The organism is Flavobacteriaceae bacterium GSB9 (assembly GCA_022749295.1).
Taxonomy (GTDB): Bacteria; Bacteroidota; Bacteroidia; order Flavobacteriales; family Flavobacteriaceae; genus Flavisericum.
Genome location: CP062007.1, coordinates 1033861 through 1058071 on the forward strand (window position 1 = coordinate 1033861; position 24211 = coordinate 1058071).

Genomic DNA, 24211 nt, shown 5'->3' on the forward strand with positions numbered 1-24211 from the left:
TTTTTAATTATTTAATTGGTGTTTTTGTTATTTTATAAAATCCAGATGCTCCCAAATGCCTTTGAAATCATCGTTTATTTTAATGGTTATTGTTTTTTCTAAATCCATATCGTCTGTACAATTTACATGCTCTGGGTACAGCGGAATTTCAGCACCTTCAACGACCCAAACGGGCATATCTTCCATAGGTGATTCAAAATCATTCAACCAGCGTCCGCCAACAATTTTTTCACCAGTAAAAAAGTTAATCCAACTCCCATTAGGCAGATAGACATCTCTTTTATTTTCTGAATTCATCATCGGCGCCACTAAAAAATCATCTCCGAAATAATACTGATCGTCAATATGCCAAACCATCTTATCATTTGGGTGATGCATTAGTAATGCTCTGATTACCGGAAACCCAGAAGATGTGGTTTTTTCGCTTTCTTGCAAGATGTACGGCAATAGAGCATACCTCAACTTCCACCATTTACGAACGATATTGGCTACATTTGGATAATAATAAGGTTCCCGTTTGGATGTTCCGTGATAACGGATATGCGAGGTAAACACACCAAACTGTGTCCATCGCACGTATAAATCGTCCGGAATTACAGAATTCATGAAATTAGGCACGCCGTGAAACCCGGGCACATCGTGACTCCAAAATCCGAAGCCAGACAAGCCTAAATGCAATCCACCTTTTAGCGAGCCGGCCATACCATCCCAAGAGGCCGCGGCATCACCACCCCAATGAATGGGGTAACGCTGGCAACCGCTCCATCCTGCACGTGCCCAAACAATACCATCACCAGTTACTTCTTCGGTAACCTCAAAAGCTGCTTTTTGATATAATAGCGCATACAGGTTATTGAGTTTTTCGGGCGACATATTATGGTAACTTGCATCTAAATGTATCTCTTCACCAAAGTCGGTTTTTATGCAAGTTACGCCCATCTCTAAAAGTTCGCGCAACAAATTTTTATACCATTCAACGGCCTCGGGAAACGTAAAATCAATACTTCCTGCATAATCGAGATTACTAAAATTAGAACCGCCTCGCATCACTTCGGCATTTAACTTTCCAATGTAATTATTGGCTTTTGCCTCTTCATACTGCTCGGCATCTTCAGAAATGTATGGCATTTGCCATAAACTAACACGATAGCCATTCTTTTTTAAATTAGAAACAAAGCGTTTAGGGTCTGGAAAGCGTTCGGCATTAAATTTCCATTCACACAGCCAATCGGTTTTAAACCAACCTGTATCTAAATGAATTACATCGCAAGGATAATCTTCTTCTCTTAATCTATTGCAAATGGTATTGACTTCTTCTTCTGAAAAATAGGTCATTCGGCTCATCCAAACGCCATAACTCCATAGTGGTGGAACCGTAGGAAACCCAGTAATTTTTTTATATTGATGGATAATTTTGTCTGGTGTATCATCGCCTATTAGGAATATATCCAACACAGGCTCTTCTGCTAGCAATTGTACGGACCGGGTAGAAAAATCGGCCATTGAGAATTTACAATAAGTTGATGTATGCAAAAACAAACCGTACATTTCACTGGAAAGATAAAAAGGAATATTTTTATAGGTACGTTTGTTGTTAACACCTTGCCCATCTTGATTTCTCATTTGGAACGTGTTTCCCGATAAATCCATTTTACCAAAACGCTCCCCAGTGCCCACAAATTTTTCGTCGGGTTTGGCATGAAATGAGATGGATGCCTTACGCGGTTCACTATGTTGCTCAATAAAAGATAAGCACATGGCATCCATTCTGCCCGGAAAAAACTGATCGTAAGCACTTACCTTAATCGCTTTTTTACCATCTGGGTAAAACGTAGCCTGCATTGATTCTTCGGGATATGGCAACAGGTCACTCCAATGGTCTATTTCTGGATCCGATAAATCGAAAACTGCGCGTGTTACATCTGCTGTATCTTTTACTATCCATTCGCTTTCGGATTTTTCGACAACAAGCTGTTGTTCCTCTATATCATGTGCCAATTCAAGCATGGGCGATGTTTGGTCTATTTCCTGTTCAAAGCCAATGCTTACTCTTAAAATCTTGTCACCAAATGCTCTAACAAAAAGCTGAAATTCTTTTCGTGCTACCTCTTTATCTGGAGCGATTTCGTTAGATAGCAACTGGCATTGAAAAGGCACAGTCAATACCACTCCCAAGCCCGTTTTACTAATATCTGTGGGTTTGCATGCTTTCCAAAGTTTAGAAACACCTTCCTCTTGCTCGAGGTCGGTATTAAAATCTAGAAAGTCGAAAAACTGATGGTTAGTCTGTTTCATTTATTGTATTTTCTCTAAAAACACCCAAGTTTCGTTTGCTGCAGTGCCTTCAATTCCTGTTTGGTATTTTTTCATTAGTTCGTTCCAATCGTTTACACGAGGATTATTTTCTGTCGTTTTGGGGTTCAACTCATCTAAATTGGCCCCTTTTGGAATACTGATGACCAATATTAACTGCCGCCCATTTTTAAAAACTTGCAGTCGCTGAAAATTAGCATTACAAAAACCCTTCGCTACTTCTGGCCATTCTTCAAATTGAGTGTTGTGGTATTGTAAATATTCTTTCTGAAGGGCTTCATCTTCAACCAAATTAGCCGTTAAAAGCACATGTTCCCATTCGTTAGCCAACTGCTTATCCTCACAGCGATCAAATTTGTTAAAGTTATAAACAGGTTTATCGTAGGTTTTAATCATAGCCTTTGGATACACCAAAGCTAATTCGTTCTTTAAATGCCCAATATGGTTCATTTTTGCGTATAAAACCGTGTGGTTTTTCCATTGGTAGACTTGCGCATCGATAACACCATTGGTTTTTGCTACTTTTTTTATCTCGGCAGTATCAAAGCCCTCTCCAATCAATTCTACTGCGGCAAAATGAGGCACTTCTTGCATAGGCCAATCTTTATCAACCATAACGTGTTTTAATAAATGTTTATAGGGCTTACGAATACCAGCATTTTTTTTGATGGTATCACTTACGTAAGCATTATTGTTAGTCCATAGGTTATTGGGACCATTGGCATTTTGAAGAAATTTTTCGGCTGGCACCCAATTATCTTTCACCGTTAAATAAGCCGAACCCTCATCGGTATACAAATAAAACCAGTGGTAAGGATCATGGGCATAAGGATTAAAATAAATACTATCGATTACATTCTCTTTTATAACGCTTCCTGGTTGGGCAGATAAAGTATAAATTCCTGCCGTATCGTATAGGTGTTTCCCGTAATGGTGAATGTTGTTGGCTATTACTTTGTTGCCCGACATGGCGTTGATCGTTTTGGTCCAACCCCAACCTAAACCAATACCGGTATATGAGACTTCGGAAATCTCGTTGTACGCTATGGTTATATTCTTAACAAAGCCAGCGCTTATACCTACACAGCCCCAATCTTCGTTCGTCACATCAGTTATTAAATTATCAATAATAGTTTCGTTGTTGCAAACTTCTCGCACATCTTTGGGGTTGTATGGCAAATGGGTTTCAAAGGCTTCTTCTGAAAAAACACCAACATTTATGGCACTTCCACCAATATCCTTGAACAAATTGCCCTGAACCAAATTGTTATTGGTTCCTTTGTTTAAGTCTAAACCTGTAGATGATAAATGCTGAAACTTACAATCTTGAAAACGCAAATGATTTGCGAAATTAACCTCAACGGCTGCACGTGGCCTTCCAATCCATGCCTGATTTTCGAGTCCAGCTTTATCGGGCGTTCCAGGGTTTTTAAGCTTGTAGGCATCTAAAAGATACATCCCTGCTTGAATGGGTACGTGCCCCTGTTGCGACGGACGTAGCCAATTGCTGTATTGAAACGAAATGCCTTTAAAATAGACATGACTAACGGGGAAATCAACTGTTCCTTTTATTTCAACTAAACTTTCTAAAATGGGTGCTACGACTTCTAGTGATCGTAATTTTTCTCCTTTTTTAGGGTAGTAATAAATTTTAGCATTTTCTTTATCCAAATACCATTCTCCAGGTTCGTTTAAAAGTGATTTAGCATTATTTAAATAGAACGCTGAATTTCCAGTTTTTTTAGAAATCCAAGGCGCTGGCCAAGGGTGCTCACTTTGAATGCGGCTTTCCGGTTGGTGGAAGTACAACTTGGCACTATCGCCTTTTACTTCCATGTTTTTAATACGAAGGTTGGCAATGGCCCACCATTGCTGAATAAACATTTCCATTCCTGGTTCGAACTTTATCGATTTGTCCTTGAAAGGAATCCAACACGTTTCTGATTTTTTGTCCCACGATAAAATGCGGTCCATTTTATCACCTGAAGTACTTTTAGCCCGAACAGCCTTTGAGCCATTAACCCAAAGTTGCCTAAAATCTAATATAGCCCCAGCCTTTCTTGGCGCATCGGCTACCCAAACTTCTCCAGCCCTAAGTCCATTTATGGCGCCTGCTTTTTTCCAGTCTGTAATTTCCACACCACCACTTATAATCGGATTTGTACCCGTTTGTGCCATGATTGTGGTTGGACTTTCCGCAGTACCAGCATCCTCCGGCCTAATAAAAATAGGTTCTTCAAGTTGGTAATTACCTTCTTTTAAAATGATTTTAACACCTCCTTGCACCTTGGGATTATTTAGGCGGCGCAAGTTCCTGACTTTTCTTAAAGCCATATTTACTGAAGCAAGCGGGCTATTCTCTTCCCCTGAATTTGTATCGTCTCCCGAGTTGCTCACCCATATATTTTGTGCATTACCTCCAAGAGCAACACAGAAAAAGAACAGATAAATGCTCCATTTAAGATTGTTATTTATCTTCATTTTAATGTCTAAAATTATAGTCAGTTTGGCTTTGTTTCACTAACAACAGATTGAAATCCTAATGCTTACAAAAAAACAAGTTTGTTAATTTAATAAATTACAGTTGAAAAATTTATTTCTGAAACAAAATAATAGTATTGAACCTGTACCAAAGGCAAATTGGCATTTTCAACTATTACAATTGGCTAATATTGACTTTTTAACACTAAAAGAATGTTATTTTTATGCGTCGGTCAATTTTATAAAGATTATTACTAAAATCCATACTCTGATTTGATATCGGCAATTTTAACGGGCTTTCCTGTTTGCAAACTTCTGTCCATAGCTTGTAAAAGTGCTATCGTACCTATACCTTCAGTCATATTTGGGTAGGCGGTAAAGTTTTGCTCGATGCTATCAACAAAATATTCCAAATAGTTTTGGTATTCACCAGCATGGTGTGATTGCCCTTCAAACCGGTAGTAATATTTAAGCTTTTCGTCGCCCCAATACACAATTTTTTCTTCACCATCTTTTGAGGTAAGCGAATACCTAAGTTCATGGTAATCAGCTTGACTGGCACCTTTAGTTCCACGCAAAATACAGCTCAATGTACTATCTCGTTTTGTTGGTTGTGTTGGAGACGAATACACGCCACTAACCCTAGCTATATGGCCGTTTTTTGCTTTAAAAATAAAGTGCATCGTATCTTCGTTCTTCAAACCAGCTTCGTTTCCGTTTTCACTTATCATACCATAGCCCATCACTTCCTCTATATCATCAAGATACCATCTCACGAAATCCACTGGGTGGCTCAACCCACCGTATAACCACTTAAAAGATTTCAACAACGACCAATCTTTCTTTAAAAACCAGCGGTTATCGGCGTGGTAGTGCGCTTCAACAGTAATTAAGTTTCCTATATCTCCGTTATCAAAATCTTTCCTTTGACGCTTCATTGGCTCTGAAAATCTAGAACTCTGACCGATAAAAACCTTTTTCCCTGTTTTTTCTCCTAATTCCAACAACGCTTTGGCGTTTGACAAATCATCAATAAATGGTTTTGTACAAACCACATGTTTACCATGTATAAGCGCTTGCTTAACATGTGTAGCGTGGAGGTGATCGGGCGTGTAAATCGCTATGATGTCTATTGAAGCATCATCCAATATCTCTTGATAATTAGTAGTCCAGTTATTAAAATCAAACTCCTTAGCCCTTAACTTGCAAAGTTCTTGGTTTAAATCACAAACTTTCACCAATTCTAATTTATTACTTTCTAATGCGGCCGACATGGTACTACGCCCTTCACCAAGACCTAGTATAGCTATTTTCAACATAATTTCAGTTCAGTTTAAAATGAAGATTTACAAGCCACATACTAGTATGTGGCAATGGTAATTATTTAAACATAAAATTAACACTTTTACATTTTAATTATATTAATTTTAAGCGATGGTCAATTTTATAAATTTCCCTTTGTCATGTAGATTTTTTTGTTTAAAATCGCAGAATACTTAACCAATTCAAACCTAATTTTTAAAAAGCAAAAAGCACACATTAACGGCGTGCTTAAAACCCTAAGAAGATGAGCAATCCTGGTATTTGGTGGCACAAAGAAAACCCCGGCCCTTTAGAGAACTTGCCTTTTATAATTCAATTTGGCAGTATGAAGTTTTCAAAAGTAAGGCTGGATGAAACCATGCGTCCGCACTTTAATGATGGTATTGAAATACATTTTGTTAACAGCGGCAAATACAAATGGGTGGTTGATGACAAAGAGATTGAGTTATTGCCAGACAATTTATGTATTACGGCACCCTGGCAACTCAACGGAAGCCCAACCGGAAAAATGGATATTGGACAAATAAATTGGATGGTTATTAAACCAAAACAATACTCTAAAACAACACCTTTAGATCTCGGTTCTTGGACCAAGTTATCTCCTAAATTCCAAGAAAGTTTGGGCGCCATGATTGCTGACGACAACAACTTGGTAATTGAAAAAGCTAAATTGTTTAAAAAATACTTTATTGAACTAGAAAATGAACTTCGTAATAAAGAGCCAGGTTTTGAAATAATGGTTGGCAATATAATTGAAAACTTTTTTATTGATCTGCACAGGAACTTATCGTTCAGGAAACAAAAAATTCATGAAGAAAACAATTTTATAGAAAACCTTACCCAATTGGTTATGCAAGATTTAAACAAAAAGTGGATTATAGACGATCTTGCCTACAAATTTGGGATGGGAAAAACAAAATTCACTTACGAAGTAAAGAATTTAACAGGATATCCGCCGAATAGCTTTATCATTAACCTTAAAATTGAAAAGGCTATTGAAATGATTATGAAAGATGAATCTAACATGTCTGATATTGCCTATGCCTGTGGATTTTCTTCTCTCCAGCATTTTACATCTACATTTTCGCAACGTATAGGTACTAGCCCCGGTAAATACAAAAACCATAAAAAATAAAAATTGCTGCACCTTTGTAATTATAATACGGCACAGCAACTCTTTTCTACGCTTTACAGTGTTTAACTTCTTGTTTTGCAAATATAGATATTGAATTTATTCAATTTTAATTGATGGTTAAATGACTTTATCGATTGCAGATTCATCCACTACTTTTGCTCCAATAAGTTTTTGGTCTTCCAAAACTGCAATAACAAGATTTACGTAACTATTTATTGTTTCTCTCATTGATTGCGGATCAACTACATCTATATAGCCTTTCCATATCAACTCACGCTCATTTTCTGGACAAATACAATACATTGAAGTTTCAACATGATATACAGTGTATTCGTTATAATAATCTGGATTATAATAGGCATCTTGGTATTTTAAATAATCTTCTTTGAACTTTTTAAAGGTCTCATCATAGCCATCGTAATTTTCTTTGTAGGCTATTACATCTTCAACACCCGAAACTTTTGTAAACAAAACCGTATCAAAACCTTCAGACAGCAACATGTTTTCTATGTTTTTAAGGTCTTCTCCTGTTTTTCTTTCTTCAGAAAATGAGGTTCCAAAAAAATTGAGGCTTGTTACAGATTCTACTCCTCTATTTGCATATTGTGTTTGCAAATAGTCCTCAAACTGTTTTCTAGCCTTAAGATTGGATGTCATGCCTATCAATAAAACCTTTTTAGGGTTGTACGATTCTATATCGGGGTTTTTCCAGTGTTCTACCAACTCTGTTGAAGAACAACCCGATACAAGTATAGCCATAATAAAGATTTTAACCCATTTCATTGCTACTGTAATAATCGTTTTTGTTTGCCTTCTTTTATAATACCTTTTACCAATCCAAATAATTGTGATTTAAGTGATTTATAATCCTCGGTAAACTTCGTTACCTTGGCTATAAGTTCCACGTGTTCGTTTTTATAAGCGTCTTCCTCTTCGAGCTGGTCTTTGCCGTCGACCATTATTTTCAATCCTTTTTCGTGTTTTTTTACAATCCTCAACAAAGACGCTGTTTTCTTTTGTGAATCGCCTAACCGGGCTATTATGTTTTTACTTTCTGAAAAGTGAGCAGAATCTATAAGCTGAAGCGTGTACGATTTAACCAAATCATCAAAAAACAACTGCTCATCTTTCATAAAATTGAGTTCAGACAACCACCCAAGCGAATCGCGATGCATAATTTCAGCACTTAACCAAGGCTGATATTTTACATTAATTTCTTTCGTTTTCATGATTTTCATTTTTAAGATTAACAACAAGCAGAAAGCAGTACAGCGGTATCGCTTTCTGCTATAGTGATTACGCTATTCAACTTTAATGACTTTTTTTGATGTTTTGTCTTCTAACGGTTCTTCGTTTTTAAGCAACTTGATTTTTAAAATGCCATTTTTATATACGGCCTTTACATCTTGCTCTAAATCTACATAAGACGGTAGCACCATAGACTTTTCAAAAGAGCTATAATTAAATTCCTTACGGGAATAGCCTTCCTCTTCTTTATTTTCTTCAGTTTCCTTTTGGCCTCGTACATGAAGCACATCGTCTTCAATAAAAACCTCGAAATCTGATTTTTTAAAGCTAGGTGCCGCAAATTCAATCTCAAAATCATTTTCATGCTCTTGGATATTCATTGCTGGCATTAAACTATCTTCTTCCAAAAAATCGTTGTTAATAATGTTGTCAAACTCTAATAGATTGTTTAATCTTGAGTTAAATAGCCTGTTCCCCCAAGGTTTTAAAATGTTTGTACTCCATGGGGTTGGTAATTGGTTTTCAAATGGAAATAACCTATTACGCTTTCTGTGTTTTGCTAGTGTTTCCATAATATTTCGCATTTGGATTAAACTTAAATTCCTTTTGAATTTAAGCACTAAAAAAACATTATACAATGATAAATATCAGCTAGTTACAGTTTTTTTAAAAATTTTCACATTATAACACCACTTTTTCAACATCTGAAAGTTTAGGCATTTTAACAATCCAGTTGTAAGTATCCTTAATCTTTAGCCTAAAGGCATCTAAAGCATTTGGTTCGCCGTGAATCAAATAAACAGTTTCTGGAATATTCTTTATGTTTCCCAGCCAGTTCAACAAATCGTTTTGATCGGCATGGGCCGAAAGGCTTTCAATATGCCTTATCCTTGCCTTAACGGGATAATACTTTCCAAAAAAGCGTATTTCGTGGGCACCTTCCTGCAACTGCCTCCCACGAGTGCCTTCAGCTTGATACCCTACCAAAAGCACCGTTGTTGAGGGTTCATCAATTAATTGCTGTAAATAAGTCAGCACACGACCTCCAGTTACCATGCCGCTGCCGGCTATTATAATTTTTGAGCGCTTATCATCAATTGTTTTCCAGGTTTCTGCATAAGATTGTACAATGTTAACATGGTTACACATGGCGTTATAATCTGCCTCAGATAGTTTGTGCCATTTTGGGAACCGTTTAAAAACTTCTAAAACATTGTTCCCCATAGGACTATCAATAAAAATGGGAATATTGGGGATTTTATTCTTTTTGAAAAGACTCCAGAGCAAATACATGATGGTTTGCAAACGCTCTACTGCAAAACTTGGAATAATTAGATTTCCTTTTTTTAAAATCGTTTCCTTAACAAGGTTTGATAATATACCTTCTACATCTTCGTTTGGGTGCAACTTATTGCCATATGTGCTTTCAACAAATAAAAAATCAGCCCATTCTGGCCTTTTGGGGTCATCAAGCAAATAATCGTTCCACCTACCTATGTCACCAGAAAACACAAATCGTTTCCCGTTAACATCCAATTCTATGAACGTAGCGCCAATAATATGGCCATTATACTGAAAACGGCAGGATATGTTTTTTGAGATCGCCAACCACTTATCGGCCATTTCAACTTGAAACAACCCAATGGTTTTTTCGGCTTCAAACTCGGTATAAAACGGCAATGCAGGGTTATGTTTGGTATATTGTTCATTGTTGGCTTTTTTAGCTTCCTCTTCGTGAATTTTGGCACTATCCTTTAAAATAATTTCCGCAATGGCCAAAGTAGGTGCTGTTCCAATAATTTTCCCTGTAAAGCCTTGTTTTAATAATCTTGGCAAATAGCCAACATGATCTAAATGACCATGAGTCAAAAGTACCACATCTATCGTTTCGACATTAACAGGCAAGTTTTCCCAATTAAGCAATCTTAACTCCTTTAGTCCTTGAAACATTCCACAATCAATCAATATATTTTTTTCGGAAGTTTCAATAAGAAATTTAGAGCCTGTGACCACTCCGGCTGCACCCAAAAAGTTTATTTTACAAAAATTGTCCATCAATATTCTAGTTAGAGCATAGCCTATTTATTTCGTTCAAAATTTTTTCTTTTCTAATCTCTGAGACACCAAGGTGGTCTAAATAAAAAGCATCACCAATTAGCTCTCTGCACAACACAATATCGCGACTTAACAAAAACTGCTTTTCTCGTTTTGTCAATAAGGTTGAAACTGTAATTGGGTAAAGCCCCAAACGATCAATACGGTCTTTTAAACCATCATTTTTAGGGTAATCCCAACTTAGCAAATACAACCCCGAACATTTGCCGTAATTAATGGCATCTTCGGTAAAACGTGTGTTTGTTGCCACCCAGCCATTTGTTAATTTAGATGTATTTTTAGGATTTGAGTGCCAATGTGCTTTTATGTCGTTATAACGCGAATTTATATACAGCGGAATCTTTACATTACAGTTCAAGCCTGCTTCACTATGAAATTTACATTCTACGATTGTAGTTTCTCTATTTTTTTGGGCCACTACATCTACTTCGTGTGAAACACATTGTCCTTGCAAAATTTTACCGACTTCTGTTTTGTAACCAGAATATTTAAGTATAGCACTTATAAAACGCTCGAAAGGAAACCCGGTTGGCCCCAATTCATAAATGGCTTTTTTAAGCTTATACTTTGAAGCTAAATAACTTCCTTCCTTTTTTAACAACGCGAATGCTCTATTGTAAATTTCTTTAGTAGAAATACCTTGGTACAATTCCTCCCTTACATTATTAAGTATAAAGTTTATGGTTTTTTCATTGGCTCCTGTATGCCTCAATGAAGCTCTTAACTTGTCTAGTGAAAATCTTACTTTTTTCCCTGATGACTTCAAAACATCTACTTGAGCAGCTTTCATAGCTTATTTGTTTAATTTAAATACGCCATTAATTATCTTATAAAGATCTTAATTTCTTAAATCGTGCATAACCAAAATAGGAACTTTGGAATTGCTTCCAATATCCTTAACCAACGGATGCGTCAAAATACTTTCAAAAAAGCTATGCTTCCTATTAACAAAGGCGACCATATCGCTATCTCGGCTTTCTACAAAACATTTTATGGCAACAGGTATTTCTGTATTACTCAGTGTATGAAATGAATGGGGCACCCGGTTAAAATACTCCTTTAAAAGGGTTTTATTATTTTCTTGTTTTTCGCTCAACCACTCTTCTTTTGAAACATGCAAAAATCTAATTACCGCATTACAGTTTAATGCTAAATCGACCAAATAGCTGAGTTCCCTTCTTTTAAAATGGGTTTTGAAACTGGTTGGAAAAACTATTTCTTTAGGCAAATTATGCTTGGCCTCCTCCGGAACGACTATAGCTGGGCAGTTTCTAACTTTCTCCATAACCTCAATAGCTACACTACCAAACATTCCAGATTGTGATGTGCTTTTACCTTTTGTTCCCATAACAATCATTTCTATATCCTTCTCTTCTACCACATTTTTAATGGCTTCTAACACATTGTTGTAAATCGAAATGGTTTCAAAATGGTGTTTTTGGTTGTTGTGATCTTTAAAAGCCAGCATGTCTAGAGTTTTGGCCAAACCATTTTCGGACTCCAGCTTAGCTGTTTCATACACTTCACTGCCTGGTTCCATGTTAATTAAATTACTAATAACATCGCCAAAACCAGAAAATACATTTACGATATAAAAAACACAGTGTTCTTTTTTAAAGAGCTCCACAGCATAATTTATAGCGTGCCATGCGTTTTTGGAAAAATCTGTGGGTAACAATATTTTACGTTTCATGATGTTTTTTATTTACTATTTAAATATCTACACCAACTTTTTAGAACCGCTTAACCCTATTCGGGAATGACCAAAAATGGAATTTTAGTTTTAAACCCAATCTTTTTAATTACTGGTTCTCTAAGTATCTTTTCAATAAAACTGTGCCTGTAATTTACCATAGCCAAAACATCAACCCCCAATTCTTCAATAAAGTCATTAATTTCTACTGCTTTTTGCGCATATTTTGGCATCCAATGCAAGCTGTGTTCGTAATCGTCCAAATAGCTTTGCAACATTGTTAAATTATAGTTTTGAATCTTGCTGAGTTCTTCCCTATCGTAAATGTGTACAATCCTGATTTTAGAATCATATAAATCAGCAAATTGCCGTATGGGGTCAAGTTCATTTTCTCTATAAAATCTATTATAATCTGTTGGAAAGGCTATTTGCAAAGGTTCAACAAAATCGTAGTCTTCAGGAACAATCAAAACAGGACAGTACTTTAAGTTTTTAATCACTTGAATGGTGTTAGTGCCAAAGAAAAATTCTTTAGCCCCAGTGGCTCCTTGAGTTCCCATAACAACTAAATCTATATCCTTTTCCGTGACGACATTCTTAACGGATTCCTTTAAAGACCGACTACTGAGTATGATTTGAAAATCGTGATTTGAATTGGCATCACAGGTTTCGGCTAAGGTTTTTAAAGCCATCAATTCTTTCATGGCGTCGTCCTTCATGCTTTTCAATAATCTGTTTGAAAGGTTTGAAAGCATAGAAACCTTAATGTAAGTTGAATTCAAAAAATAAAACTGACATTCAACATCCTTAAAAAATTTAAGTGCGTAGACGACTGCATTCCATGCATTATCTGAAAAATCTGTTGGTAATAATATTTTACGTAACATGGTTAGCGTGTTAAGTGTTTTTTGCTGGGATTACCAAAAAGGGAATATTTAAATGAAACCCAATATGGTTAATGGTCGACTTGAAAAACAAATTCTCGAAAAAGGAGTGCTTATTGTTAATCATAACCAACAAATTTACTTTAGTTTTCAACTGAAAATTGGTTATGGCCTCGGTAACATCTTGGTTGCTTACACTGTGATATAAATGTGCACTTTTAGAAAAGTAGTTCTCCAGAATGTCTTTGTTTTCTTTTTGAATATCAGACAAATCATAACCGTAAGAAGCATTTAAGATGTTAACCCTAGAATTATACATTGAAACAATATCTACCAATGGCTTTAAATGATGGTCTTTATAAACAATCTCATAATCTGTTGGAAACAAAATTTCGCTAGGCCTCTCAAAATCAAAAGCATCTGGTATGGCGATAATGGGACACTTAACATTTTTAATAACATGCACAGTATTAGACCCCATCAAAACTTCCTTAACGCCCGATGCCCCCTTGGTGCCCATTACCACATAATCTATAGCTTTTTCTTGAACAATATCTTTTATCTCTAGTATTAAGGTGTTGAATGCGGCAATACGTTCAAAAATGTGTTGAGGATTTTTAAAAGTTGTTTTTATTTTTTCCTCAAGGGTTTTTAACTGATTAAGTACGTTTTCCCTAATGGCATCGCCCAAACCAAATTGAGCAGGGCTAACCAACACATACTCCACATGGTAAACCGCCGGTGTGTACGTATGTAGTAAATAGAATTTGCATGGTTCATCCTTAAAAAGCTTTAAAGCGTATTCTATGGCATTCCATGAATTATCTGAAAAATCTGTGGGAAGTAATATGTTTTTCATGACTCTAATTTTTTAACGGTTAACGCCTCTTAAATTTTCAGTCATAAAAACATGGAATATTTCTAAAAATTGATAACACGCCAGAATCTGACTGAAGAGTATTTAGGCAACAATTTGTATCTCATACCTTGATTTTATTGTCCCATAACTTACGTAATTTTTATCGCTTGAGAAATGACATTCGTCACTTTTGAAAATTAAGTGAGTGATTTTATTGAAACTATTTAGGTGTAACTTTTAAAAACACTTAAATGGGAAAAATGGCATTCAGAGTTGATATTGACTGATTTATATCATAAACCCATAGTAATAAATTGTGTAATTTTATTCTATTGAATTTTGGCCAACAATGAAAACTGAAACACATCTTTATGCAAGCCTTTCACAAAACCTTGCTAAACTTTTTTACGCTATAGCAGCCAGCGATGGGCATGTACAACAAGTGGAAATTGATGCATTAAAAACGTTTATAAATAATGAATGGCCAAAACCAAACAATAACAGCAAACCATATGAAACAATAAAAAAACAAATTGAAAAAAGTTTTGATGCTTTAATCAGCAAAGAAGACCATGACCCAAATCACTACTTTAATGATTTTATCACTTATAAAAAAAACAATACCAATCTGTTTAGTGAAGACATTATAAACCTTATTTTAAAAACCGCAAGCGCCATTGCAAATTCATTTTCAAGTTTAAACAAATCAGAATTAATTATGTTGGCAAAACTCGAAATAGAGCTAAAGAAGTAAACACCAACAAAAAATCCTTTAAAGTCCATGAGCATACACATAGAAGCCCAAAAAGAAGATATTGCTGAGTCGATTTTATTGCCTGGTGACCCTTTGCGTGCCAAATGGATTGCCGAAACCTATTTACAAAATTATAAATGTTATAACAAAGTGCGCGGCATGTTGGGATTTACGGGATTTTATAACGGCAAAAGGGTTTCTGTGCAGGGTACAGGTATGGGCGTACCATCGGCACTAATTTATTGTCATGAGCTTATTAAAGATTATGGCGTTAAAAACCTTATTCGGGTTGGATCCGCAGGATCTTATCAAAAAAACATTAAATTACGTGATATTGTAATTGCCATGGCGGCTTCATCAACCTCGGGCATTAACAACTCACGGTTTATAAATGCCGATTATTCCCCAACGGCAAATTTCGATTTATTTTTAAAAGCAGCGCTTTACGCCAAAGAACACAACATTCCAATTAAAGCCGGTAATGTGTTAACAGCTGATGAATTTTACGAAGACGACAAAGAAGCCTATAAAAAATGGGCTGAATTCGGTGTACTTTGTGTTGAAATGGAAACTGCCGGGCTCTACACTATTGCTGCAAAATTCAACGTAAAGGCCTTATCTATTTTAACCGTTTCAGATTCTTTGTTTACCAATAAAAGCACCACTGCCAATGAAAGGGAAAGATCCTTTAAGACTATGATAGAAATCGCTCTAAACTCAGTTTAGCCAATTCTATAAACAATTATTCATCATATGAAGTTTTTCAGACTTTCAATATTACTTTTTTTAGCCATATCCTGTTCAAACAATCAGGATAAAAGGATGCCAGAAATAAGGAATTTAACAGAATCTGTTTATTCTTCGGTAACCATCCAACCCGATAGCTTATATCAGGTTTATGCTATCGTCTCGGGTATTTTAGATAATAATTTGGTAGAAGAAGGCCTTATGGTTTCAAAAGGTGAACCACTTATTCAAATTATCAATAACACCCCAGAACTCAATGCTAAAAATGCGAAACTAGCTTTAGATCTTTCAAAAGAAAATTACTCTGGCAGTTCAGCCATCTTAAGCAGTATTAAAGAAGAAATCATTGCGGCTAAGCTAAAATACACTAACGACTCCATTAATTATTTTAGACAAAAACGACTTTGGGAACAAAAAATAGGATCGAAATCAGCTTACGACTCCCAAAAACTCAATTACGAATTAGCTTTAAATAATTTGAGCCTTTTACAGAACAAATACAACAGAACAAGGCACGAACTGGAAATAGCCGTAAATCAAGCCGAAAACAACTATAAAACAGCATTAATTGCTACAAGGGATTTTACAATAAAAAGTAAAATCAATGGTAAAGTGTACGCCCTTTACAAAGAACCTGGCGAAATTGTCACCACAATGGAACCTTTAGCCACTGTTGGTAGCGCCAACAATTTTGTAATAGAAATGTTGGTTGATGAAGTTGATATTGTACGGATTTTAAAAGAACAAAAAGTCGTCATTCACTTAGATGCATACCCCGAAAAGGTTTTTAAGGGAACAGTATCAAAAATATTTCCGAAAAAAGATGAGCGCAACCAAACCTTTAAAGTTGAAGCTGTTTTTGAAGATGCTCCCCAAGTTTTATATCCTGGGCTATCTGGTGAAGCCAATTTAATCATAGCCGAAAAAGATAGTGTTTTAACAATACCTAAAATCTATTTGATTGATGGTGACAAAGTACAAACTGATAACGGGCTAACAGCAGTAACTACTGGTTTGCAAAACATGGAACACATCGAAATACGCTCCGGAATAACAAAAGACACCCCTATTTACAAACCAAATCAATGATAAATTGGACTGTAATATTAAGCATCGCCAAAACCCATTTGCTGACCAAAATAAAGCAAACGGCCACAGCTGCCCTAGGCGTCACTTTTGGTATTGGGGCTTATATTACTTTAGTTTGTTTTATGACGGGCTTAAACGCTATGCTCGACAATTTAATACTTAACCAAACACCTCATATTCACATTTACAACGAGATTGAACCCTCTGAAAAACAACCTATTTCCCTTTACAAACACACAAGTGGGAGCTTTAATGTAGTGCATTCGGTTAAGCCTAAATTAACACAAAAGAAAATCCACAATGCGCTGCCTATAATACAATATTTAAAAAAAGACCCTAAAGTTCGTGGAGCGCTTCCACAAATAAAAACACAAATTTTCTATATGGCCGGGTCAATAGAGCTCGGTGGTAACCTAACAGGAATAAACCCCATTGATGAAGCCAGATTGTTCAACATGGGTGACTATATCATACAAGGCTCGGCAGAAGCACTGGAGACTACAGAAAACGGTATTTTACTCGGTATTGGTATTGCAAAAAAAATGTCGCTAAAAGTTGGTGACCGTGTACAAGTAAGCCCTATAAATGGCGGGGTTTTCCCTCTAAAAATAGTTGGGTTTTACCAAAGTGGCATAGCCGATTTAGATGCCATCCAAAGCTTTACAGACATCAAAACGGTACAACGTATTTTAGGCAAAGCTAATAATTATGTGACCGATATAAACGTAAAGCTATTTGATATTGAACAAGCGGTTCCGTTATCAAAAACAATTGAACAACAATTCAATTTAACGGCCATTGACATAAAAACGGCCAATGCCCAATTCGAAACGGGCACAACCATTAGAAATCTTATTACTTACGCCGTTTCAATAACCTTACTTATAGTAGCTGGTTTTGGCATTTATAATATTTTAAATATGCTCATTTATGAAAAAATGAATGATATAGCCATCTTGAAAGCCACAGGTTTTTCTGGAAAAGATGTTCAATATATCTTTATGAGCCAAGCTATGATTATTGGTTTTGTTGGTGGAGTTTTAGGCTTAATAATTGGCTTTATTTTAGTTAACATTATCGACCATATCCCTTTTAAAACTGAAGCCTTACCAACCGTTGAAACCTACCCCATAAATTTAAATCCAGTATTTTTTATTATTGGGTTTGCGTTTGCCATGCTTTCAACATTTTTGGCTGGCTACTTGCCTGCCAAAAAAGCAAAACGAATAGATCCTGTAAAAATAATAAGAGGCCAGTAGTATGAGTATTGTTTTAGAAGCCAGACATATCAATAAATACTTTAAGAAACCGGTATTATTCCATGTTTTAAAAGACGTTACTTTTAAAGTTAAAAAAGGGGAATTTGCTTCTATTATGGGTAAGTCTGGCTGTGGAAAATCTACTCTTCTCTATATTCTCTCAACCATGGATACCAATTATGAAGGTGAACTCTTTTTAAACAACCAACTCGTTTCTGGGCAAAATAAAGACCATCTTTCGCATATTAGAAACAAACATATCGGTTTCGTTTTTCAGTTTCATTATTTATTATCTGAATTTTCGGTTTTAGAAAACGTAATGCTACCAGCAAAAAAACTGGCTGAAAAAACAGTTGAAGAAATAGAGCACGATGCCTACGAAAAACTTAGAATACTGGACATTCAACATTTGGCAAAAAAACGAGCCTCAAGAGTTTCTGGCGGTGAAAAACAACGCATTGCCATTGCTCGGGCATTAATCAACAACCCATCAATTATTATGGGCGACGAACCCACTGGAAACCTTGACAGCCACAACTCCAAAAACGTTTTCAATATTTTTAAACAGCTCTGTGAAGAGCAAGGTTTGTCGCTATTGATTGTTACACACGACGAAGATTTCGCCAATAAAACAGACCGCATTATAGATATGGCCGATGGCAAAATTTTAGTTTGATTATTACATCATGATTTATGTCATTTTTTTTATCTTATATGGACATTAACTTACTGCTAAAACACATATAAAATGGCTTTTATAGACTATTACAAAATATTGGGTATTCCTAAAGATGCTTCGGAAAACGATATAAAAAAGGCATACCGAAAATTGGCCAGAAAGTACCACCCCGACCTCAACCCTAATGATGCAGTTGCCGAAAAAAAATTCAAGGAAATCAATGAAGCTAACGAAGTTTTGGGCAATGCCGAAAACCGTAAAAAATACGACCAGTACGGCGAACACTGGGAACATGCCGAAGATTTTGAAAAAGCCAAACAACAGCAAGGACAACAACAAAGAAGTTACCAAAGTTCTTCTGGTGGCTATTCGGCCGAAGATTTCTCCGATTTTTTCGAAAATATGTTTGGTAGTGCAGCGGGCGGTACTAGTGGCAGGCAGGTAAAATTTAGAGGACAGGATTTTAACGCCGAACTCCAACTAGACCTTAAGGATGTGTATACCACTCACAAACGCACTTTAACAGTTAACGACAAAAACATTAGGATAACTATTCCTGCCGGTGTTGAAAACGGACAAGTCATTAAAATAAAGGGACACGGCGGAAAAGGCATCAACGGTGGTCCCAATGGCGATCTGTACATTCAGTTTTCAATACTAAACCACTCAAAATTCAAAAGAGATAAAGCCAACCTTTACACCAACGTCGATTTAGATGTTTACAAAGCCCTCCTAGGTGGCGAATTATTGGTCGATACTTTTGATGGAAAAGTAAAACTAAACATAAAACCAGAAACCCAAAATGGCACTACGGTAAAACTAAAAGGCAAAGGCTTTCCCGTTTATAAAAAAGAAGGACAATTTGGAGATTTGTACATCACCTATCAGCTAAAAATACCCACAAGACTTTCTAACAAAGAAAAAGAATTAATCAAGGAGCTACAAAAACAACGTTAAAGATGGAAACAAGAGATTTAATACCCATAAAATTAATTTGCAAGCATTACAATATTCCTGCTTCCTTTTTAAATACGTTGCAGGAATTTGAACTGATAGAATTGACCGTTGAAAGCGAAGAGTGTTACATTCATAAAACCCAGTTGACAGAAGTAGAAAAGATGGCGCGTTTGCACTACGACCTCGATATTAATTTAGAAGGGATTGATGCCATCTATAACTTATTAGGCCAAGTAGAAGAACTGAAACAAGAAATTCGAAACTTACACAACAGACTTCGATTGTATGAAGATTTATAAAAATAGCCAAACCATTTATGCTTACTTTTAAAAACTTCAATATTGCCGATTGGTTTTCGTTTTACAGGATAATTGCTGCACCAATTTTGTTTGTTTTTATTCTCTTAGATTGGCGTTTGGTTTTTGCCTGTTTGCTAGCCATTAGTTATGCTACCGATGCCATTGATGGCTTTTTGGCCAGAAAATTAAATATTACCAGCGCTCGGGGTTCGCAACTTGATTCCTTTGGAGACCAAATGACCTTAATAATTGGTTTGGCAGGACTTCTATACTTTGAAACCGATTTTATTAAAACCAATTCGACCTTAATCATCATTGCCTTCATCCCATATATCGTGCAAATGCTAATAGCTTACATTAAATATGGAAAAGCAACAGCATTCCACACTTATCTTGCCAAAACATCTGCAGTCATTCAGAGCATATTTATTTTATGGTCGCTGTTCTTTTCTCCTGAATACATACTTTTTTACATTATGATAGTCATTGGTATATTAGAAACCATCGAAGAAATCACTTTAATTTTTATGCACCAAAAATGGGTTTCTGATGTAAAAGGTATTTATTGGGCGTTAAAAGATAAACGGTACAAAAAACAACAGTAAAATTATACTAACTGATCAATATCATTTATTTAACGTGCAACTTACAATAAATTTACTGTTGATTTAGGAGTTTTAATCATGATATTCTAAGAAGGGACAACAGCTCCAGTATACCTTTTTTTAATATACAACCCCTAAGGCCGCTGATTTCGTCAGCATAACCTTGTACTAACCAAATACAATAGAAATCATGATAAAAAGCATAAGTAAAACGGAATGTATAAAAATACTAGCCAACAACTACATTGGGCATTTGGCCTATGTGTATGGAAACTCACCTTTTGTGGTTCCAATAACCTATTACTACGATAAAAAAAGCAACGCTATTATTGGTTACACGGGCGAAGGTCATAAAACAAAAGCTTTTGAATCAAACAAATCAGTTGCCTTAGAAGTGGCAAATATTTTATCCATTGACCATTGGGAAACCGTTTTGGTTCACGGTACTTACGAAGAACTTAAAGGTCCAGATGCCAAGTATGAACTGCATCAATTTGCACTTGCTGTAAAAGACTTGATTTCAGAACAAGAGCAGAAAGACTATCATTTTATCCCTCAATTTTCAGATAAAACACACCCAGAATCGCAACCTATTGTTTACAGGATTAACATCGAGGAAATTACTGGTAAATCTAGGGGCTAATTGCCAAACATATAGAGAACATAAATTTTGTGGCATTAATTCGCCTCCAACAAAACAATTTCATAAGGTGAATCTATATTAACATGCCCTTCGATTACTTTAAAAGTCAAATTAGAATAAGCATCTAAAAGCACTTTTCCCTCTGCAAATACTTTTGAAACATCTATCTTTTTCACTCCTTTTGGCAAACTTAAACCAATCACAATATTGTCGATATAATTATCTTTTTTAAAACTTCTTGAAAACACGTAAGGGCTTTCGTTTAAGATTTGATGGGTTCCGGCTCCAACAGCTGGGTGTTTTGCGCGAAACCGACCCAGTTTTTGCCAATGTCTTAAAACAGATTTTGTTTTTTCATTTTCATGAATTGCGTTCCAATTCATCTTCGAGCGCAGATTGGCATCTCCCTGAGCACTTTCAACTGTTAATTTTCTAGCTGATTCATCGCCATAATAAACCTGCGACGCGCCAGGACACAATAATAGTTTGGTTGCCGTTTCAAAAGACTTTTCACGGTTCTCATCAAATGGTTGACCATCATCATGCGAGCTTAAATAATTTAGAAGACCAAAACCATCCAACTCGTTATGCAGCACATAAGAATACCTCTCAAACATAGTTTCCAAGGACTGCTGAGCCGCATTCCACTTCATTTCAAAGTTTATTAAACTATTGAAAGCATCATCAAAATAGTTTACTTTTTTGTCTCCAAAATCAAAAGACTTTTCTGCCGAAATACCATAATTATACACTTCACCTACTAAATAAAAATCATTATCGTCTAATACCTTTTCTGGATTTTCCTTTTTGTATTCGGCAAAAGCAAAATCGCACACATCTTTAAATTCTTGCCAAACATAAGGCTCAGTATGTTTAACCGTATCGACCCGATATCCGTCAATACCAAATTCAGCAATATAATCGGTTAGCCATTTCATGATATAAAAACGTGGTGCTCGTGGATAATTTGTTCGCTTAAAAAATGCGTTGAGTTCGGATAATTCTTTATCATAGCGTCCTTCATTTTTCCATTTTTTAATTAATTGCGGCGGCAAATCCACTACTTCGTTACTTTCCGTTCTTATGTCTGGCAGGTTTTCAACCAGTGTGCAAGTTACGGTGTTTTCAAAAGATTTGTAATTACATGGCGGCTCGGTGCGCACCCATTCCTTTGGCCAAACGGGATCAATTTCCGTAACAGGACCAGTGTGGTTAATAACGGCATCCAATAAAACACGTATTCCCTTTTCGTGCGCAGCTTCCACCAGCTCATGTAAATCTGCCTTTGTTCCAAAATTGGGGTCTATGGCTGTCCAATCTCTGGTCCAATAACCGTGATAAGCATAGGTTAACCCCGTTCCTTCGTCTGTAGCTCCATGTATTTGCTCCACGATGGGCGTCATCCAAATAGCGTTAATGCCTAAGTCTGTAAAATAGCCTTCCTTTATTTTTAGGGTCACTCCTTTAATATCGCCACCCTCAAAACCGCGCAGTTTCCCTGTTTTCTTTGTTCTATTAAAGTTGATATCGTTGGAAATATCGCCATTGTTGAAACGGTCGGTCAGCATGAAATAGATATTGGCTCCTTCCCAAACAAATGGAATCTCTATTTTTTCTTCAACATCATTGGACTCTCTTTTTTTATTACATCCTAAAAAAAACAATCCTATTAAAGCGATGAGTATACTATATTTCATTTCTAAATTGTTATAATAATCTACCTATTCTTTTATATATACTTTGTATCCCCAAGGGTCCAATGATAAGCTTGTTTTATTATCCAAGGTAACAGCAGTGTTGCTTTCAAAATCAATATAGCTATCGTGATAAAGCGTTTCTTGAAATTGAACCGAAAGCTTTTCATTAGAAAAGTTGAATACAGCAAATACTTTATCCTTATCATTTTCACGAACGAAGCTAAGAATATCCTTAGGTTTATCATTGGGAACCTTTATCATTGTAGCGCCCCATTTGGCATGCCACAACGCCGTATTATTTTTCATTAGTTTAAATAGTTTAGAATATAAATCTCCTATTGGATGTTCTTTCCATTTAATTGGATCTTTCTCAAAAAATTCCAAACGTTTTGTATTACCTGCTTCTTGACCATTATATATTAAAGGCATGCCATCACCCACAACGGATAATACTATTGAGGCTTCCAAACCCTCACCGAATTGCTCCCACATGGTGCCTTCCCAAGAATTTTTGTCATGATTGCTTACAAATGTCATTCGAATAGAATTTTCAGGAAAAAAACTTTCATTCCACGAATAGTATATAAAAAGTTGATTTACATCTGCTTTACCCATGCATATATTGTGCAGTTTTTCATTCCAGTCCCAAGCATAAGACATATCAAATGCTTCTGCATGCAAATCGCGTGCTTCCCATTCTGCAAGCATAAAAACAGGTTTAATTGCGTCCAATTCCTTGCGAAGATTATTCCAAAAATCAATAGGAACGAAACCTGCCACATCACATCTATATCCATCAATATCTACCTCTTTCACCCAGTATTTGAAAGCTTCAGTCATATATTTTCTTAAACCTGGTTTTGAATAATCCAAATCGATTATATCATCCCAATCCCACCACGGGGTGGGTCTAAAATCACCTTTGTAATCACGTTTATACCATTCAGGATGTTTGTCAACTAAAACATTATCCCAAGATGTATGGTTGGCGACCCAATCTAAAATAACATACATTCCTAGATCGTGTGCTTCATTAACAAAATCTTTAAGGTCTTTTAAGGTGCCAAATTCAGGGTTTACACTATAATAATCTTTTACAGCATATGGGCTACCCAAACTACCTTTTCGATTTTTCTCCCCTATGGCATGAATAGGCATTAACCAAATAATATCAACTCCTAATTCTTTTAACCTTCGCAGTTGGGTTTGGGCAGATTTAAATGTACCCTCCTGTGAAAACTGCCTAGTATTTAACTGGTAGATCGAGGCATTTTTACACCATTCTGGATGTTTAATTTTTACGTATTCCTTCGGAGTATATACATCTTCTTTTTCAGTTTTGATAGAAACTTCTAATGTTTTTTTATTTTCTTCTTTACATGCCAGTATTAAAAAAAGTGTTCCAATAAAAAAATAAATCTTACACATAGC

General features: G+C 35.9%; 23 protein-coding genes. 10 read left to right on the forward strand and 13 right to left on the reverse strand.

Translation table 11 applies throughout. The annotated features are described in order from the left end of the window. Positions 1-27: 27 nt before the first annotated feature. The 3 genes from GSB9_00876 to GSB9_00878 form a co-directional block, all read right to left on the reverse strand. Positions 28-2295: an alpha-xylosidase gene (locus GSB9_00876; GenBank protein UKM64329.1), complete on the reverse strand. Its 2268-nt coding sequence runs from the start codon at positions 2293-2295 to the stop codon at positions 28-30. Further along, positions 2296-4794 (reverse strand): right-handed parallel beta-helix repeat-containing protein, encoded by a 2499-nt coding sequence (locus GSB9_00877; protein UKM64330.1) that lies wholly within the window; start codon positions 4792-4794, stop codon positions 2296-2298. A 254-nt stretch (positions 4795-5048) separates the two neighbouring features. Continuing rightward, positions 5049-6113, reverse strand: coding sequence for a Gfo/Idh/MocA family oxidoreductase (locus GSB9_00878; GenBank protein ID UKM64331.1), 1065 nt, complete (start codon positions 6111-6113; stop codon positions 5049-5051). 248 nt (positions 6114-6361) lie between these two features. On the opposite strand from GSB9_00878, the gene GSB9_00879 reads away from it, so the two are divergent. Then, entirely contained in the window at positions 6362-7252 is an 891-nt protein-coding gene (locus tag GSB9_00879; protein ID UKM64332.1) for an AraC family transcriptional regulator, read from the forward strand. 117 nt (positions 7253-7369) lie between these two features. Here the strand turns inward: GSB9_00879 and GSB9_00880 are convergent, their stop codons facing one another. The 8 genes from GSB9_00880 to GSB9_00887 all read right to left on the reverse strand — a co-directional run bounded on the left by GSB9_00880 (position 7370) and on the right by GSB9_00887 (position 14051). Then, a complete protein-coding gene (locus tag GSB9_00880; protein ID UKM64333.1) occupies positions 7370-8011 on the reverse strand; it encodes a hypothetical protein in 642 nt (213 codons plus the stop codon). 26 nt (positions 8012-8037) lie between these two features. Next, on the reverse strand, positions 8038-8481 hold the full coding sequence (locus tag GSB9_00881) for a hypothetical protein (protein UKM64334.1): 444 nt from the start codon (positions 8479-8481) through the stop codon (positions 8038-8040). 72 nt (positions 8482-8553) lie between these two features. Further along, positions 8554-9072 (reverse strand): Hsp20/alpha crystallin family protein, encoded by a 519-nt coding sequence (locus GSB9_00882; protein UKM64335.2) that lies wholly within the window; start codon positions 9070-9072, stop codon positions 8554-8556. 109 nt (positions 9073-9181) lie between these two features. Next, a complete protein-coding gene (locus GSB9_00883) occupies positions 9182-10555 on the reverse strand; it encodes an MBL fold metallo-hydrolase (protein UKM64336.1) in 1374 nt (457 codons plus the stop codon). A gap of 7 nt (positions 10556-10562) precedes the next feature. After that, entirely contained in the window at positions 10563-11405 is an 843-nt protein-coding gene (locus tag GSB9_00884) for a restriction endonuclease (GenBank protein ID UKM64337.1), read from the reverse strand. A 48-nt stretch (positions 11406-11453) separates the two neighbouring features. After that, entirely contained in the window at positions 11454-12308 is an 855-nt protein-coding gene (locus GSB9_00885; protein ID UKM64338.1) for a universal stress protein, read from the reverse strand. Positions 12309-12364: 56 nt separating this feature from the next. Beyond that, positions 12365-13195, reverse strand: coding sequence for a universal stress protein (locus GSB9_00886; GenBank protein ID UKM64339.1), 831 nt, complete (start codon positions 13193-13195; stop codon positions 12365-12367). A 10-nt stretch (positions 13196-13205) separates the two neighbouring features. Continuing rightward, positions 13206-14051: a universal stress protein gene (locus GSB9_00887; protein ID UKM64340.1), complete on the reverse strand. Its 846-nt coding sequence runs from the start codon at positions 14049-14051 to the stop codon at positions 13206-13208. Between the two features lie 349 nt (positions 14052-14400). Between GSB9_00887 and GSB9_00888 the strand changes: the two genes are divergently transcribed. From GSB9_00888 to GSB9_00896, 9 genes are all read left to right on the forward strand, one after another. After that, on the forward strand, positions 14401-14805 hold the full coding sequence (locus GSB9_00888; protein ID UKM64341.1) for a hypothetical protein: 405 nt from the start codon (positions 14401-14403) through the stop codon (positions 14803-14805). Positions 14806-14832: 27 nt separating this feature from the next. After that, positions 14833-15531 (forward strand): purine-nucleoside phosphorylase, encoded by a 699-nt coding sequence (gene deoD / locus GSB9_00889; GenBank protein ID UKM64342.1) that lies wholly within the window; start codon positions 14833-14835, stop codon positions 15529-15531. A 27-nt stretch (positions 15532-15558) separates the two neighbouring features. Next, a complete protein-coding gene (locus GSB9_00890; protein UKM64343.1) occupies positions 15559-16641 on the forward strand; it encodes an HlyD family efflux transporter periplasmic adaptor subunit in 1083 nt (360 codons plus the stop codon). After that, a complete protein-coding gene (locus GSB9_00891) occupies positions 16638-17900 on the forward strand; it encodes an FtsX-like permease family protein (protein ID UKM64344.1) in 1263 nt (420 codons plus the stop codon). The genes GSB9_00890 and GSB9_00891 overlap by 4 nt, the downstream gene beginning before the upstream one ends. Before the next feature lies 1 nt (position 17901). Further along, complete coding sequence (locus tag GSB9_00892) at positions 17902-18576, forward strand: ABC transporter ATP-binding protein (GenBank protein UKM64345.1); 675 nt, start codon at positions 17902-17904, stop codon at positions 18574-18576. 72 nt (positions 18577-18648) lie between these two features. Next, positions 18649-19536: a J domain-containing protein gene (locus tag GSB9_00893; protein UKM64346.1), complete on the forward strand. Its 888-nt coding sequence runs from the start codon at positions 18649-18651 to the stop codon at positions 19534-19536. Positions 19537-19538: 2 nt separating this feature from the next. After that, positions 19539-19835 carry a chaperone modulator CbpM gene (locus GSB9_00894; protein ID UKM64347.1) on the forward strand — a complete coding sequence of 99 codons (297 nt, stop codon included), beginning with the start codon at positions 19539-19541 and terminating at the stop codon, positions 19833-19835. 17 nt (positions 19836-19852) lie between these two features. Then, a complete protein-coding gene (locus GSB9_00895) occupies positions 19853-20440 on the forward strand; it encodes a CDP-alcohol phosphatidyltransferase family protein (protein ID UKM64348.1) in 588 nt (195 codons plus the stop codon). Between the two features lie 190 nt (positions 20441-20630). Next, positions 20631-21083 carry a pyridoxamine 5'-phosphate oxidase family protein gene (locus tag GSB9_00896; GenBank protein ID UKM64349.1) on the forward strand — a complete coding sequence of 151 codons (453 nt, stop codon included), beginning with the start codon at positions 20631-20633 and terminating at the stop codon, positions 21081-21083. 35 nt (positions 21084-21118) lie between these two features. Here GSB9_00896 and GSB9_00897 read toward each other — a convergent pair whose 3' ends face one another. Further along, on the reverse strand, positions 21119-22780 hold the full coding sequence (locus GSB9_00897) for an alpha-amylase family glycosyl hydrolase (GenBank protein UKM64350.1): 1662 nt from the start codon (positions 22778-22780) through the stop codon (positions 21119-21121). A gap of 24 nt (positions 22781-22804) precedes the next feature. Next, complete coding sequence (locus GSB9_00898) at positions 22805-24208, reverse strand: alpha-amylase family glycosyl hydrolase (protein ID UKM64351.1); 1404 nt, start codon at positions 24206-24208, stop codon at positions 22805-22807. Between the last annotated feature and the right edge of the window lie 3 nt (positions 24209-24211).